Below are 14,898 nucleotides of genomic sequence, written 5' to 3' on the forward strand. Positions count from 1 at the left end.
TCGCCTCCGCGACATAAGTTCACTGATTCAGGGAGCGCGGTCCACAAAAGCGGATTCGCCAGGAAACGCCGGAACTGTGTCGCGTCTGGACTTCATCGATGACGCTTACGCTGCCGCGCAATCGCCGCCAGGCCAGCCGAGATTCAGGTCCATCCCACAGCGAGATAATAAATCGTCCGTTCTGCTCCAGAAAGCCTTCAAACCTCCGTAAGATTTCGCCCGGCCGGTCGAAATAGTAGAGAACTTCGTTGAAGACGATGATATCGAATTTGCGAACGGGCACATAGGTCGCGACATCCATCGCTATAAAAGCCGTCGAGCCGTCCGTCCATTCCTGCTTCGCCGTCTCGATTGCGACTTTCGAAAGGTCGACGCCGACATATTCAATTTTTCCTAACCGACCCAGCCAGTGACGGAGGACGCCAGACCCGCATCCGAGGTCGAGCAAGCTTGAAACGTCGCCGCCATACTCGCAATATCCGCCGATTAACGCGTATCGCGACATCTCCTCGAGGTTCTTGAGATAGTCCCAGCGGCCGCACGCATACTCCTCGTCAACGATCGGACCCGAGGCGCGCATGATGTGGCGCGAACTGCGCTGGTTTACAAACACGGCGTCGGCCAGATCGCGAAGACTCTCGCGCAACCGCGAAGGCAATATTTGTTGAATGGCTTGATATTTCTGCATGGCAGCACTCGTCTCGCGGGACCAGCACAATTGCACGTCACGTAATGCATGCAGATGTGCCCCGCCTGCAATCGTCCGGCATTCGAGCGTAACACCCAGTTCGCGCCCGCACACCGTCCTCTCAGTGGAACTAAGGACTAGTTCGGATTGGCGATTGACGCACGCGCCAAATATGAACTTTCGTCACTCCGGCTTCGCTGAACTCCCGAATTCTTTCAATTCCCTTCGACGAGATTCGTTGGCGTTGGGCTTGCCCCCACCAGACAATCGGCATGCGACTCGCCAACAGCCCACATATTCATCTGAAGGGGGCGCGGCAGTAGTTTGACCGAGGTGAAAATGGCGCTGTTTCCGAGTGCACTTCAATCGATCGCAACTCGCGTGGTCCGACCCTACTCAATTCGCGAACTGCGTGGTTGGGGCGTCCTATACAAGCTGCTGATTGGCCATGCCGAACGCGATCATTTTTGGGTCAATGCGCCTCACGTAGCTGCGGTGGACAAGCGAACGGGGTACGCGATCGAGCTCGACTTATCCTGGTGGTCAGATCGTTTGACGTACTTCCTCGGCCGCTGGCCCGATCTGCCAGCCCAGATGGTTTTGGATGCGCTTGTAGATCCGGGTGACTTGGTTGTCGACGTCGGAGCCAATCGTGGAAGCTTCGCACTTTATGCTTCCAAACGAGTAGGCGAGAATGGGCGGGTGATGTGCTTCGAGCCGAACCTCCGGTGCGTTTCAATTCTTAAGAGGGCGATTGAAGTCAATTCGATCGGGAATATTGAAGTCTTCAACCTCGGCCTTTCAGATTCGAGCGGCATTTTGACTTTGACGATTCCCAAGATTAATTCCGGCGAAGCTACCTTTGGCGCATCGTCATACTCCGCGGACGAAACCTACTCGGTCGATGTTGACGTCACGCGGGGGGACAGCGTCATCTCCGCTGTAGTGCCCCGTCTTATCAAGATCGATGTGGAGGGCTTTGAGTCGCGCGTTTTGAGGGGTCTCGCTACGACAATAGCGAAGAGTCGGCCACTTATTATTACGGAGGTGTTCTCCTCGCACCTGGCCAGCTGCCGCTCTTCGGCAGAGGAGCTGGTTCAGTTAATGACGTCGCAAGAATACAAGGGATTCCAGATCGGCCTTTCGACGGACCGCAATGACTGGACTCTCACTCATCTCACCAATCAAGTTGATTGCGACGTTCTGTGGATTCCAGACGGACGAATGTCAAAAGAGTTGCATGCACGGATCAATGCAGACACGCGATGACCCTCTGATACGATCTTGGGCGGGGAATTCTCACTTCGCGATGCGCGTCTTGAGGGCTTGCAACTTGTCCCAGGGAAAGCCACGCAGCCGTTCCGGCGCCCAACACTCATAGATGACCTGATTGTTCGGATCCGATGCGTCGACCCCAGGCGGACAACGTAAAATGCCTCCTTCTTTCCAAAAAGGATGGCCGTCGGGATACCTATTTGCAGGGTTCTCCGCCCGAAAGCCGACTACACCGGATATATCCCATAGTATCATTCCGTGCTTCTGCACGGCTTTCGCGATCATGCGCGCAAAAGGATCCATGTCCATCTCGTCAAAATTCAATCTTGCGGGAAGACGAAAGATGGCGCCTTCGGGGATCGCATCAGCGCCATGGGTGTTACCATCGGTGCGCTGCGCAGGGTAGGACCAGCGCTCAGCCAGCGTCTCGGGGAGGGCGAATCCGACGACGTGATCGATCGCCCCGCGCTTCAGCTCATCTATGGTGATCAGGCCCGCCAGGAAAGGTATGCCGGAGGCGGTCGCGCCAAACTTGTAGCCGTCTGGCGTTGTCACCCAATAACCGCGGTTCGTCGCAATATTGTCCATGCGTCCGCCCCAGTTTGCACCCCATTCATCCACACTCTTGCCGGCAGAGTTTACCGCCTTTGCGCCCGTCTTCTGAATGCGCCAGAACTCCCACATCTTTCCCGTCGATGGTTGATAGACGACTGCCTCAGCGTCGCCTCCGGGCGGCGGAGGCTGAAAATTATCTGGAAGGGGCACGGTCTCCCACTGCGCTTGCAAAGGCCGGACGGTTTCGCCCGGCCTGTCCCAGGCCACATATTTTACGCGGACTGTCGGCTGGTCTATCGGAACGATGTAGATGGGAGGCGTACCGCCGTCGATGTTCACGTCAGGATGATCATAGTATTTTTTTATCTGCCGCTGGAGATTGGCTACGTATGAGCGCGATTGAGGATCGAGAGGAGCATCATCGGGTAAAGGCTTATGGACATAGCTGTCGGCAGAGAACTCTCGTCCGGGCCTAGCGAGCGTTCGTCTGCGGCAGCAAGCGAACTCCACATTCCAACGATGAGGCCGAAAAGTGCCTTCATGATCCTACCCTGGTGGTGGATAGGCAGACGATGCATGGGAACGTTCATTGCCATTGTCTCCAAGGGCATGCTCATTTTGCCATTCGGGCGCCGCCGCCATGAACCGGGCGAACGCCGATCGGCGGATCTCGAGCGGGGTGCCGGATTTCGATTGGATGAGGATTGCGACATCGTCAGCTGACAAACTGCGCAGGAACATGTCTGCGCCAGCTTCGTCCAAGGGGCTTGTATCCCAGTAGCTGTGGCACAGCGCGCTGGTCACAAAGGTATTAGCGGACGGGCCGAGGACCTCGTCGACAAACACGCCGTATAAAATGTGTTCAGAAAAGGTGTTTTGGGCTCCGAGGACATCAATCCAACGCCGACGCGTTATCCGCTCAATTCGCTCTAGAAGAGCGAGCACGACGCGGCGGTCCCAGACGTTGACGGCGCTGACATAGTCAGGGAGGGGTAGCTTGGGGGCAGGTAAGCCAAGCCACTCACGCGCGATCCTATGCCACGCGACGTGCTGCGGAAGATGCTCACTAACCGTCCCATCCCTTCGGTACAGGCGCAACCTACCGTTTTGAACAAGTGTGTCGGAAGTAACGGGCCGCACAAACTGCACATCCGAGTCGACGAGAAGCAATATGTCCGCGTCCAACCGGGTCGCCGCCGCCAATTTGAGAATTTGCTGCATTATCCATCCACGAACCGGCGGATACGGCCTGGCGGGATTTAGGGCAACGAGGTTCGCGCTCGGCCCGCCTCCCAAGATTAGCCGAACCACGTCGTTGACCCGCGGTGATACCCAAATCATACGCTTAAGAAGGAACTCGTTCGCGGCTAAAACGATACAGCGAGGGCCGCGGAGACTTTTGAACAGTTCGACGTCGGCCGGGGGAACAATCAGATAGTGCACGATTGAGCTGTCAGCAAACCTGAGCACTGACTTGTGCAGATCGGCGCATACGCCATAGTCTGGCGCATAGGTCGGAGTGACAATTGCGATGCTCTTCACCGGTACCATTATTTTACGCCAGTTTCTTGGGTTGTCCGTCACAGCACCCAGATGACACTCTACGATCTAGTAACGAGTCCGCGTCATCGAACGAACGCAGGTTGAAGCGTCTGGAGTCGTCTGTCGGGAAGCCGATTCCAGGCACAAACCGTCCCCATGACGAACCAGAAGAACCATTGATATACGAGATAATCGATCACGTTATCCGAGTAGCACTCAACGAGGTATGACGCTGCAAACGTAGACATTATCAGCGTACCGCGCGGATCCGATCGACAACCTTCCTTCAATTTCGAGAATAGCGAAAGGAAAAGCCAACCGAAGGCAAGAACGCCCACAACGCCCATCTCAAAATAGATCTGCAGAAAGACATTATGAGGCCCAACACCAGCTTCGTCGTTCGCCTCACGCGCGTAAGGAAAAAACGCTGGTACGTAGTGCACAAACGAATTCAAGCCATTGCCGACCAAAACGGCGGGATTCACCGCCATCCATTGCAGGGCGCTATCCCAGAGTAGCTGGCGCCAAGCAAGAGAATCGAGAGAGTGCCTATAGTCGTCGTCATACCAGCTAACGTCGAGCAATCTCTGTTCGACACCAGGTATAAGCATGATCAGAGGACACAGAAGAAGGAAACCGAGATATCGCCTATCCACAAGACCGACGAAAACGGCAACAACAACCGCGCAAGCAATCCATGCGCTGCGCGTTTGTGTAAGCGCAATGAGGAGAACCAGCACGGGAAGGTACAACACCAGCAGCGGTCGCACGTTCGGCGGCAGAGATATCCGATTTGAACTCAGCATGAACATGCCGAGAGCGAGTACGCCAACGAGGTAAAACGCGAAAATGTTGGGATGGGCAAATGTGCTCTGCAGCCTACCGCCAGCCTCCCCGTCGGAGAGCCCGAATACCAGTTCGATGAATGCATAGGCGACGGGTACGAAGGACGAGTACATGGCCGCAGTCAAGCACCGCAAGCCCCAGTCCGGCGATCGGACCAGCGCGAACGGGATTGAGAAAGCTGCAAAATAGCTGGCCAACCAGCCGACCGCTCTTGCGGCCGCCGCTTGCTCCGGTGAGAGCATCGCGGACGTTGAGGCAACCACGAAAACTCCCGCCCACATCGGCAGGGTAGCAGCTCCCACCAAGACCGGCTCTTGGATAACGTACCAGAGGCCCAGACCGATCACGAGGGCGTTTACGGCACCACCGGGTCCGGCCTCCCCGCCGAGCACAGATCTTGCCAGGCCGAAAATCGGATCGCATGATGGTCGTACGAGAACGATCGCCAGGACGAGATAAGATAACCTAAGGCAGCCCACGACGCAGAGCAGGAGGATGCTTAGAATCGCCACTATGACGATCATTGCCTCTATTGGCATACTGGCTCCCTGGTCAGGGAAATAGTTTACATTTTTAATGTCGAATTTGGAATGTCATATGCCCGGAGTTGAGTTGGACAGGATCATCAATCACGTGAGACCCGGAAGAGTCGGCGAGCCCCGCTTCCGGTGATGCCGGCACTCCTAAGCCTTCCAATGTTCGCTCTCAATCGGCAAGCCGGCCTTCAGCAGCAAAAATGATTCTTCGGCAGAATTCCGGACTACTACGGATAGACGATTGACGCACTGCGCCAGACGTCGACTATCGATAAATGCGGGATTGTCTTCGTATTGACAAATCCGGGATTGTCTTCGGTCAGATCAGTTGTGAGGGGCGCGATGCACGCGACATTCCCCAGCGCCGCTTGTAGTTCCGTCGAAAAGTCCCACCTGCGCGCCGCTTCATCGGTTGCCATCGGTTTGCTGCGCGACGTTGTTCGGAAGCCGAGCTATCGGACCGGAGCCCTATCTCCCTATCACTGGCTTCGCAACCGTCAGGTCCTGACACCGCAGAATATTCCAGCGCAGGTTAATAACCCCGCGGCGAGCTCGCACTTCGCTAGGTATCTCGCCTTGGGACTTGCGATCTTGATGGTTGTCCAGGGGGTTCTTATTTGGAATGCTCACGCATCCGACGATCCAGACGATCACACTCGACCGGTGTTTGGAGTGGGGAGATTGTTCTCTGCGGATAGTCCTTGGAACACACCTATAGATCCGTCGCGCGTCACGTACACTGCGCCACGCACGATAGAGAACCGTCAGTTTAGGGATACGGCCCTGGCGAACACTTGGATACAGGAGGAAGATCTTCTATTCAAAACTCCGGCAGATGCGCCCGTCCGAAAGTGGGACTACGAAACGTTCAATAATGGAGACAAGGATGTTAATGCGGGTAGATTTTCCCATAGCGGCACCCTTAACCTCGCCACGCCAGAAAGTAAGATTACGCATGGGGGTGATGGATGGTTGATATTCACCGACCTGGACGGCGTTCATTTTTGGGAGACGTGGGGCGCTCACTACGATGCCAAGACAAACACTTACCACGTTGCATATATTGTGAAGGGAAACCTGAAGAACGGGACGGGTTGGGGTAAAGACGGCGCGGGGGTCGGCATTCGAGCGGCGGGTGCATCGCTTCTTGGAGGTCTCATCCTTCCTGAGGAGCTGAATAACCTCTCGATCGAGCACGCCTTGTCGATGGATCTAGATTGGTCTCAGCTCAAGGAGGGAAAGGAGCCGACCGATCAATATGTGTTCCCTGCAGTGGCGCCCGACTCTGACAGTCTCACGGCCTATAAAGGCACGATTCCTATGGGCGCTCGTTTCGCTCTACCCCACGACGTCGATCTCTCGGCCGCCGGCCTCACGCCCGAGGGACTCGCGGTCGCAAAAGCGTTCCAGAAATACGGGGGATACGTGACCGACGCGGCGGGCCACACCGCCTCAGTCGCTATGATCACTGGGGGAACAAAGCAGCAAATCGCTAATCTATATACCGACGCCAATTGGATACGCCAGCATCTCGTAATGGTCGTCCCCAAATAGACGGGGCTTCAAAACTCCCCCATCAGGCGAACACTACGATGGTGTGTGGTCTTGCCAAATTGGCAATATTGCTGGCGGCCGTCGGCGAGAAGTCATCTGGCCGTGAAGCGTTTGTCAGCCGCCAAGCTGCGATCTGTCGCCAGCTCTTGTCGCGCCGCCTCATTTTCACGGGCGCCTGTCTCCCTGCCAAGAAGGCCCACGCGCGGATGACTTCCCACCACAAAGCTTCAGCAAGACAGCCGGGCGGCGTCCGCACTGGCGCCGCCCATTCAGCAGTTCAGAAGGGCGGCTTTTGTCACCAAACTTTGCCGTGGCGGGCAAATGAGTGCTCAATCCAACGTCTCTGAAGCTGCTTCACGAGTAACAATGCGCGAGCGCGTGATCGCTGCCTTGTGCGCTGTCGCCGCCACTGCGGCTCTCCTCGTGCCCGCAATCGTCAACGGATATCCATTTATTTTTTGGGACACGGGCACCTACTTATTTTCCGCTATGCGCATGCAGGTTCCTCACGACCGGCCTGTCTTTTACAGCATTTTCACTGCGTTGCTTCATTGGCGCCTTTCGCCTTGGCCGATTGTGATTGCGCAATCTGCATTGGTCGCAATCCTAATCCGGCTTGTCGCGAAAGCTGTCTTCAACATCGCAAGCGCGTGGGTAACGCCCATCGCAGCTATTGCGCTGGTATTTGGCTCAAGCCTGCCATGGTTTTCCGGGCAAATCGTGCCGGATATCTTCACCTCTGTACTAATGCTAGCGCTCTTGCTCATCGTCTTCGGCTGGGGACGGATGACGTTGGCGGAAAGATGGTCCGCCTTATGCATGGTCCCAGTTTGCGTGGCCGTCCACAATGCGAACCTTTTTGTTCCCCTCAGCGTCGTTCCCGTGATTGGCATCCTGCTTCTCGTGGGCTGGCGACCTGGTCCACAAGCGGCCCACCGAACGTTCTGGGTCGCGAGCGGTGTGGCGCTAGCGCTTGCGGCCTTGGTAAGCTCAAACTATGCCGCTCGCGGCAAACTCGTCCTATCATCTGCCTCCTCAACCCTCCTTCTTGCTAAGATGCTTGAAGATGGCCCCGCCATGGCGGTCTTAGAGCACGAATGTCCTGCAGCTTACCCGTTGCTATGCAGCCAGCTTCCGCTGTTGCAAGCGCACAAAGCGTCGGGCATCGAACCCACGCTCGCAGACTTCTTCCTGTGGGAAGGTCCGCTCGACAGTCTTGGCTGGTGGAAACCAGTAGAGCCAGAGGCATCGCAAGTGGTCAAAAAGGCTTTCGCACAGTTCTGGCGACAAGAGATACCGACCGCGCTTGCCAACGGCGCGCGCCAATTTTGGCACCTTAAAACTGGTGATGGCTTGGTTTCAGACCCCGGTGTCTGGGCGACGGACGCCATTCGCGACTTGTTCGGCCAAAGCAGCCTGGCGGCGTATCAGGCGTCGCTGCAAGGGAAGGGCGAGCTGCAGTTTTCGTTGCTGAACGTAATGCACTTGGCTACGCTCGTAGTTTCATCTGGGGTCCTGGCATGGGCCGCAATTGCATCCTTCCGGACCGACCGGAAAGCTCTCCACGTCGCAGCTTTCATATTGGCGATGCTCGCAGGGCACGCTATCGCTATCGGGGCCCTTACGCCGCTCCATGATCGCTATCAGAGCCGGGTGGTTTGGCTGATTCCGTTGCTCGCGACGCTCACCCTATGCCGACTGGCATTCAATGCGACTCCAAGCGCCGACCGATAGTGCAATAACGTTAAGCCGGCAGTTTTCGGTAGAGTTCCGGACTACTCCGGATTGATGATTGACGCGGTGCACCAGACGTCGAATATCCATAAATCGGGGATTGTCTTCGATGAGATCAGTTGTGAGGGCGCGCTGGGGAATGTCGCTTGCATCGCGTCCTAGGGCCGTCGCGAAGTCCCACGTGTGCGCCGCATCGTCGGCCGCGTTCCGTTTGCTGCGCGACGTAGCTCGGAAGCTGAGCTATCAAAGCGGAGCCCTATCTCTCTACCATAAGGTTCGCAACCGTCAGGTATTGACGGTTGCGATGTTTCACCGCGTTCTGAAGCGAGACGATCCGCGCTGGGAGACAGCCTTATACTCATGGACGCTTCCCGACGACGTGTTCGATGAGTGTCTGACGTTCTTTAGACGCCATTACGCGTTGGTTAAGCTTGATGACGTCAAGGCCTCGCTGGAAGGAACACGCCCACTCCCGCCAAGGAGCCTGCTGATTACGTTCGACGACGGCTATGCCGACAACAGCGAATACGCTCTGCCTTTGCTGCGAAAGCATCGGGTTCCCGCCACCGTCTTCATATCTTCGGACGTTATTGGGCGTAACGAGCGGCTCTGGACTGAGGATCTTCTTTGGGCCTTCATGGAGGGGCGGCTTCATCAACGAGACCTTGTCAGCTTGTATGCGCTCCTCATGGGCGACACTGCACGCGACGTCGAAGACTCGGAACTAATCTGGGAGATCGTGCGGCGCGGACCCGAGTTGGAGAACGCGCGCGTTGAAGCAGCGTTTTCCGCGCTCAAGGTCGACCTCCACCGGGTCGAACAGCCGCGCCAAATGTTGACCCGAAGCGAAATTCGGAACCTCACCGCAAACGGAATCTCCATCGGAGCGCATGGAAAAACCCACACTGCGCTGACATTCTCATCTGACATTACAAGTGAGCTATGTTCGCCACGCGTGGTACTGGAGGACGTTGTAGCGTCGTATCATCAGCGCTCGGTTGATACGCTGTCCTTTCCGCATGGAGCGTATACCTCCGAGATCGTTGATCGCTCTCTCGCCGCGGGCTACGCGCTTGCATTCACCAGCGATGCTGAACTTTGCGTCCTGAAAAATGGCTTTCTGGCGAGCCCACTCGTCGGCCGCGTCGACGTCAACGGGCCGGGCATAGCTCCGACCGGCAAGCTTCGGCCCGAAATTCTGGCTCTCGCATTCTTCACTGCGCCGCGGGGACGTGCGGGGCGCGCGCTAAGGGCCGGCGCCCACTCAACGCGGGAGAACCGCTAGTGCGCCTGCGCCAGGCAATGCTGATCTCGACCTTGCAACAGAACGCAACGTTGCTACTGACCTTTGGAACAGGCGTCGTCATTGCGCATCTGCTCACGCCGCGGGAAGCCGGCTCTTACACGGTGGCGATGGCGGCTTCCAACGTGGTCGCGGCGTTGAAGGACTCGGCTATTGGATCATACGTAATCAGCGCGCCCAAGCTTGACGACGCACTCTTGAGCACTGCATTCGGTTTGAGCCTCGCTATTGCCGCCTGTCTCACGATTGGATTGATCGGCTTGAGTTTCCCTCTGGCGAATTTTTATCAAGATCCAACCATCGGCATATCGTTGAGGATTGTCGCCTTTGGACACCTCTGCTTTGCCGCGGCCCTTCCTGCCAGCGTTCGCCTGATGCGCGCCATGCGCTTCGGGTCGCTTCTCGCTATCGGCGTTGCCGCGGCCGCGGCCCAAAGCCTGACTTCGATCACCCTCGCCCTCGTGGGTCATGGAGCCGCCGCCCTGGCATGGGGTTCGCTTGCATCCTCGCTCGTTATGGCGGTCATGACGATGGCTTATCAACTCGATGCGATAAAATGCCGACCGACTCTGAGAGGTTCAGGCCGACTGATCGCCTTCGGCGGCTGGACGTCGGCGACGCTCCTTGTCGGATGCTCGGCGATGTCAGCGCCGGAGCTCATGATGGGGCGCGCCCTGGGACTCGCGAATGCTGCTCTGTTTGCGCGCGCCCAGAGCCTGGTTTCGGTCGTTGCAAACGGTCTTTTCGTCGGCATGACGCGCCCCCTCCTTCCGAACCTCAGCAAGCGCGACCATGAAGGCTTACCTTTGGCGCCACTTTACTTGCGCATCATTGAATCAATTACCGGACTTTCATGGCCGGCCTACGCCGTGCTGGCGATTTGGGCCGCACCTCTCGTGAGAACGATCTATGGGGAGGCGTGGAGCGTCGCAGGCGCTATGATGGTACCTATCGCGATCGCCCAAGCATTGACGTTCAGCGTTGCAGGCTATTACGACGTCATGATCGTCAAGCGACGTCAAAGATTGCTCTTCCTTTCCGAATTCGCGGGAGCTCTCTTCGCGATCCTCGCACTCGGAGTTGGCGTGATGATCGGAATGGAGGCCGCGCTCTGGAGTTTGGTTTTGAGCAGCGCCCTCTGCGCAGCCTGCTACTCCTTCGTGCTCAAGGTCGTCATCGATTTGGCGCCCGGCGCGCTTTTTATGGCGTGGGGCCGAAGCCTGATACTGACCTTCATCGCCATCCCCGCCCCTCTCGCTTTTCGTTATCTTGACGCTCAGGCCCACGTGGACGTCATGCTTCGATTTTCTGCATCGAGCGCAATCGCGGCGTTTATTTGGATCGCTGGCGTCATATTCATCCGGCACGAATTGGCTCTTCATATCGAGCCGCCGCTCAAGAAGGCGCTCGCGTCCGTCACGTTGCGCCTGCTCCCGCGCTTCCTGACAGCAGCCAAAAAAACGATGGGCCGTTGAGCTTCCGGGCATGCAGATGAAGCATTTACTCAGGACACCCATGGAAAGCTACAAAGGTCGGATCATTGGATGTGCTCCCGGGACGCACGCCGCTCTTGCCGCAGTCATATCTCGAAATTTGAAAGCGGAGGATCGATCTGCTGTCCTCGACATTGGGACGCATTCGGGGGCGTTGCTGCTACGGCTGAAAGACGATCTTGGCTTTTCGGATCTCACAGGCACAGATCTCGACGCGACGCGATTTGATGTTCCTGATGCCGACTTCAAGCGCCTGGAGTTAAACCAGCCATTTTCGCATCATTTCGACAAGAAATTTCGATTGATCACCGCGACCGATGTCATTGAGCACCTCGACAGCCCACGAATGTTCCTGACCGAAATACATGCATTGCTGGAGGAGGATGGTTGGCTCGCCATTTCGTTACCTAACGTGGCCTCTTGGCAGGGGCGGGTCAAGTTCTTGCTCAAGGGTGAGCTTTGGGGCTTTGGCGAAAGGAATTACCGATCGCAACGCCACATCTCGCCCATTACAGGGGAGCAGATGGTCATGATGATGCATGAACTAGGGTTTAGTGTCGTCTCCAAAGGATCGGCGGGGTCTTTCTCTACTCCTTGCATGAAAGCTCTGACGTTTCCTGTTTGGGCACTGGCTTCGTTGCTTAACGGCATATCGCCTCTCGGCGAATGCGCCATTTTTCTCGCAAGAAGAACCGCTCCCGACGAAAGTCTAAAACTGCCGACCCATTATCAGAAACGCTGGAAAGGAATGCCAGATCGGGTTGGCCTCGATGACTGAAAACGCGAATCCGTCGTAAGCCTGATAGCCGGGTGACGTCGGATTTGACCCGGAGCCTTCCCAGCAGCACAAAAACTTACCGGCACGACGCGAACACTTCGACTGTTGATATTCGATTGGTCGGCAATCTTAGATTCGGGCTAATTGAAACGTCGCTGAAAGAAGCGAGCCGCAACACGTTTTACCCCAAACCAGTTGCGTGTCACGATCCTGTGGTACAATAGTTCTGCCTTGCTGATCGGCAGCATCTTTCGATTGATAAGCCACGTGTCTTGGTGGCCGACCCGGGACATTCTGATGCCTTCAAATCCGATCGAGTGAAGCCGTCCGATCGCCTCCCTGACGGCCACTGGTGGCGTGATTCCGCAAAAGTCGTGAAACTCTATCGAGATTTGCCGGATTCGTTCTGACAAGAATTGGTCGGAGCATGCTTGCAGCATCTCAATTTCTGCGCCTTCTATATCGACCTTGAGGAGGTCGATATAGGGCCATCGCAAGTCCCGGAGCAGATCTGGAAGCGTCACGATTTTTACTTGCACATCGGCTTCCGCATCCTCCGCCAGGGCGCTTGCGAGTTCGTTGTCGAGATCGACATGAAATCCTGTGGTGCCGGATTTGCCGCCTACGGCGGCCTGTATCGTTCTTATGCGATCCGATGGCGGAATAGCGCGGAACGGCTCTGGCGACGGCTCCAGAGCAACGCAACGACAACCGGTGCGCTCGGTAATAGCGTGAGCAAATAGACCGCAATTGGCGCCAAGATCGAGAACGCGCGATGAGGAATCCAAGAACTTCGGCGCCAGAGTATGCCAGTGGATAGTCTCTATTGAAATCATTGTCGGCTCCAAAAACGCCCTCGCGTTGAGCCCCCTTACCCTCCGATCTCAAGCGTATGGTAGACCCATTCTCCATCTTTCTCTACGCCGATTCAGCACACAGACGCGCCTGGCCCCATGTGAGAACCCTTGCATCGAGCAATAGTCAGTCGTTCCGGTTTTCATTCCGGCCTTCCACTGCCTCAAGCCCGCCTTTTTGGGCAAGCGAAGATGGAACGGATGAAGGGCGGGGCGTAGGCCTGCCCAACATCACGACAACTATTGCCACCAATGCAAAACGCTGAGGAAACGGGCCCCTTCATTCGCCAACTTCAATTCGAGAATGCGGGTGGATCGCCAGTCCCCTTTTTGTTACGATCGGAGCGAAAGGGTGAACTGCGCATTTGATGTACAGTTTCTGCCACGAGCGCGCCTTTCCCTCGGAACGCGCGGCGCTCGACAGATAGACCTATCAGCAAGCAAGGAAATACCGCAATCTGGTAGAGTGCAGCGGCTCCGATGAAAATAGGATATCTGGTCCCTGAATTTCCGAGCCAAACACATATTTTCTTTTGGCGTGAAGTTCTGGCTTTACGGCGCCTCGGCGAAAGTATCGTTCTTTTATCGACTCGAAGACCGCCCTGGCAGGCCTGTCGGCACGAGTTTGCTTCTTCAGCTCGTGCCGAGACTCGGTACCTATTTCCGCCCCGACTATCCACGTTACGCCGATGGGCTTTTGAAGGTTGTCCCGGCCTATTTCCAGCACTTGCTTATCGGAACCAATTGAAGAGGGCCGGCGCGAAAGATCGTGCGCGGCAATACATCTTATTGCTCTGCGCTATCGATCTAGCCATGTGGGCACGGGAACATCGGATCGACCATATCCATGGCCATTCCTGCGCCGACGCGGCGCACATTTTAGCTCTCGCAAGGCGCGCGGGAGGACCGGCCTTTAGTTTGACACTTCACGGTGATCTGGATGTCTATGGAACAGATCACCAACTGAAAATGGCAGAAGCAGCCTTCATTTGCACCGTTGGTGACCACCTTCGGCAACAGGTTGTGAAGCAAGCCAACGTCCCCAGCGACCGCGTGCTCGTGACTTGTATGGGCGTGGACACGTCGCGGCTCAAGCGATTGGGCGGTGAGCGCTCCTACCAAAAAGGATCGCTAAATCTAGTAACTGTTGCGCGGCTTCATCCTGCGAAGGGCCATCTGTACGCCCTCGGCGCAGTTCGCCGCGCCATCGACCTTGGTTTGAATATCCGATATACCATTGCGGGTGAGGGACCATTTAGAGATGCCATCGTCTCTCGCATTCGCGAGCTCGGATTGGATGGAAACATTTCGCTAACTGGCACCCTCGCCGAGAATGACGTGTTTGAATTGCTTTCTCAAGCTGACGCGTTTGTTTTGCCGAGCACCGGTTTAGGGGAGGCCTGGCCAGTATCTGTTATGGAAGCGATGAGCGCTGGCCTTCCCGTTATTGCGAGTATTATTGGCGCGACGCCGCAGATGATTACCTCAGCCGTAGACGGATTTCTCGTGCCTCAAGAGGATGAGGAATCGCTATTGCATGGGATTACCTTGCTTGCCCGCGATATTGAGACCCGACAAAGAATAGGTCAGGCTGCCCGACTTACGGCGGCTCGATGTTTCGATGTTGTAACGACGGCCACCAAGCTTCGTGATGCCATTCACGCGTCGCGCAATTCGATGGGTTGATCCTTGCATTGTTCGTTTCTTGGATCTCGTTAAGATCGACACGGAGAGGGTTTT

Annotated in this window: 12 protein-coding genes; 7 read left to right on the forward strand and 5 right to left on the reverse strand. The window is 56.3% G+C overall.

Annotated features, from left to right (window positions below):
* Window positions 1–19 precede the first annotated feature (19 nt).
* The gene (locus JJC00_RS33115) at window positions 20–688 is read right to left on the reverse strand and encodes a class I SAM-dependent methyltransferase (protein ID WP_200469963.1); all 669 of its coding nucleotides are present in this window, start codon (window positions 686–688) and stop codon (window positions 20–22) included.
* A gap of 339 nt (window positions 689–1,027) precedes the next feature.
* Between JJC00_RS33115 and JJC00_RS33120 the strand changes: the two genes are divergently transcribed.
* The gene (locus JJC00_RS33120) at window positions 1,028–1,957 is read left to right on the forward strand and encodes an FkbM family methyltransferase (RefSeq protein WP_200469964.1); all 930 of its coding nucleotides are present in this window, start codon (window positions 1,028–1,030) and stop codon (window positions 1,955–1,957) included.
* 30 nt (window positions 1,958–1,987) lie between these two features.
* On the opposite strand, the gene JJC00_RS33125 is transcribed toward JJC00_RS33120, so the two are convergent.
* The 3 genes from JJC00_RS33125 to JJC00_RS33135 all read right to left on the reverse strand — a co-directional run bounded on the left by JJC00_RS33125 (window position 1,988) and on the right by JJC00_RS33135 (window position 5,445).
* Window positions 1,988–2,857 (reverse strand): hypothetical protein, encoded by an 870-nt coding sequence (locus JJC00_RS33125; protein ID WP_200469965.1) that lies wholly within the window; start codon window positions 2,855–2,857, stop codon window positions 1,988–1,990.
* A gap of 207 nt (window positions 2,858–3,064) precedes the next feature.
* The gene (locus JJC00_RS33130; protein ID WP_200469966.1) at window positions 3,065–4,069 is read right to left on the reverse strand and encodes a DUF6492 family protein; all 1,005 of its coding nucleotides are present in this window, start codon (window positions 4,067–4,069) and stop codon (window positions 3,065–3,067) included.
* 74 nt (window positions 4,070–4,143) lie between these two features.
* Window positions 4,144–5,445 carry an O-antigen ligase family protein gene (locus JJC00_RS33135; protein WP_200469967.1) on the reverse strand — a complete coding sequence of 434 codons (1,302 nt, stop codon included), beginning with the start codon at window positions 5,443–5,445 and terminating at the stop codon, window positions 4,144–4,146.
* 678 nt (window positions 5,446–6,123) lie between these two features.
* Here JJC00_RS33135 and JJC00_RS33140 point away from each other — a divergent pair.
* The 5 genes from JJC00_RS33140 to JJC00_RS33160 all read left to right on the forward strand — a co-directional run bounded on the left by JJC00_RS33140 (window position 6,124) and on the right by JJC00_RS33160 (window position 12,304).
* Complete coding sequence (locus tag JJC00_RS33140) at window positions 6,124–6,996, forward strand: hypothetical protein (protein ID WP_200469968.1); 873 nt, start codon at window positions 6,124–6,126, stop codon at window positions 6,994–6,996.
* Window positions 6,997–7,362: 366 nt separating this feature from the next.
* A complete protein-coding gene (locus JJC00_RS33145; RefSeq protein ID WP_200469969.1) occupies window positions 7,363–8,730 on the forward strand; it encodes a hypothetical protein in 1,368 nt (455 codons plus the stop codon).
* Window positions 8,731–8,911: 181 nt separating this feature from the next.
* Window positions 8,912–10,015, forward strand: a complete 1,104-nt coding sequence (locus JJC00_RS33150; protein ID WP_200469970.1) for a polysaccharide deacetylase family protein — start codon at window positions 8,912–8,914, stop codon at window positions 10,013–10,015.
* Entirely contained in the window at window positions 10,015–11,508 is a 1,494-nt protein-coding gene (locus JJC00_RS33155) for an oligosaccharide flippase family protein (RefSeq protein ID WP_200469971.1), read from the forward strand. Before JJC00_RS33150 ends, JJC00_RS33155 begins: the two co-directional genes overlap by 1 nt.
* A gap of 10 nt (window positions 11,509–11,518) precedes the next feature.
* Window positions 11,519–12,304 carry a class I SAM-dependent methyltransferase gene (locus JJC00_RS33160; RefSeq protein ID WP_200469972.1) on the forward strand — a complete coding sequence of 262 codons (786 nt, stop codon included), beginning with the start codon at window positions 11,519–11,521 and terminating at the stop codon, window positions 12,302–12,304.
* A 140-nt stretch (window positions 12,305–12,444) separates the two neighbouring features.
* Here JJC00_RS33160 and JJC00_RS33165 read toward each other — a convergent pair whose 3' ends face one another.
* A complete protein-coding gene (locus tag JJC00_RS33165; RefSeq protein WP_200469973.1) occupies window positions 12,445–13,140 on the reverse strand; it encodes an FkbM family methyltransferase in 696 nt (231 codons plus the stop codon).
* A 498-nt stretch (window positions 13,141–13,638) separates the two neighbouring features.
* Between JJC00_RS33165 and JJC00_RS33170 the strand changes: the two genes are divergently transcribed.
* Window positions 13,639–14,844 carry a glycosyltransferase gene (locus JJC00_RS33170; RefSeq protein ID WP_349643522.1) on the forward strand — a complete coding sequence of 402 codons (1,206 nt, stop codon included), beginning with the start codon at window positions 13,639–13,641 and terminating at the stop codon, window positions 14,842–14,844.
* The last annotated feature ends 54 nt before the right edge of the window (window positions 14,845–14,898 follow it).

Origin of the sequence: Bradyrhizobium diazoefficiens, assembly GCF_016616885.1 — a bacterium.
Taxonomy (GTDB): Bacteria; Pseudomonadota; Alphaproteobacteria; order Rhizobiales; family Xanthobacteraceae; genus Bradyrhizobium; species Bradyrhizobium diazoefficiens_F.

Bases quoted from the DNA above. Each gene is read 5' to 3' on its own strand.
- JJC00_RS33115 (WP_200469963.1), bottom strand. From the start codon at position 688: ATGCAGAAATATCAAGCCATTCAACAAATATTGCCTTCGCGGTTGCGC.
- JJC00_RS33120 (WP_200469964.1), top strand. From the start codon at position 1,028: ATGGCGCTGTTTCCGAGTGCACTTCAATCGATCGCAACTCGCGTGGTC.
- JJC00_RS33130 (WP_200469966.1), bottom strand. From the start codon at position 4,069: ATGGTACCGGTGAAGAGCATCGCAATTGTCACTCCGACCTATGCGCCA.
- JJC00_RS33135 (WP_200469967.1), bottom strand. From the start codon at position 5,445: ATGCCAATAGAGGCAATGATCGTCATAGTGGCGATTCTAAGCATCCTC.
- JJC00_RS33145 (WP_200469969.1), top strand. From the start codon at position 7,363: ATGCGCGAGCGCGTGATCGCTGCCTTGTGCGCTGTCGCCGCCACTGCG.
- JJC00_RS33160 (WP_200469972.1), top strand. From the start codon at position 11,519: ATGCAGATGAAGCATTTACTCAGGACACCCATGGAAAGCTACAAAGGT.
- JJC00_RS33165 (WP_200469973.1), bottom strand. From the start codon at position 13,140: ATGATTTCAATAGAGACTATCCACTGGCATACTCTGGCGCCGAAGTTC.
- JJC00_RS33170 (WP_349643522.1), top strand. From the start codon at position 13,639: ATGAAAATAGGATATCTGGTCCCTGAATTTCCGAGCCAAACACATATT.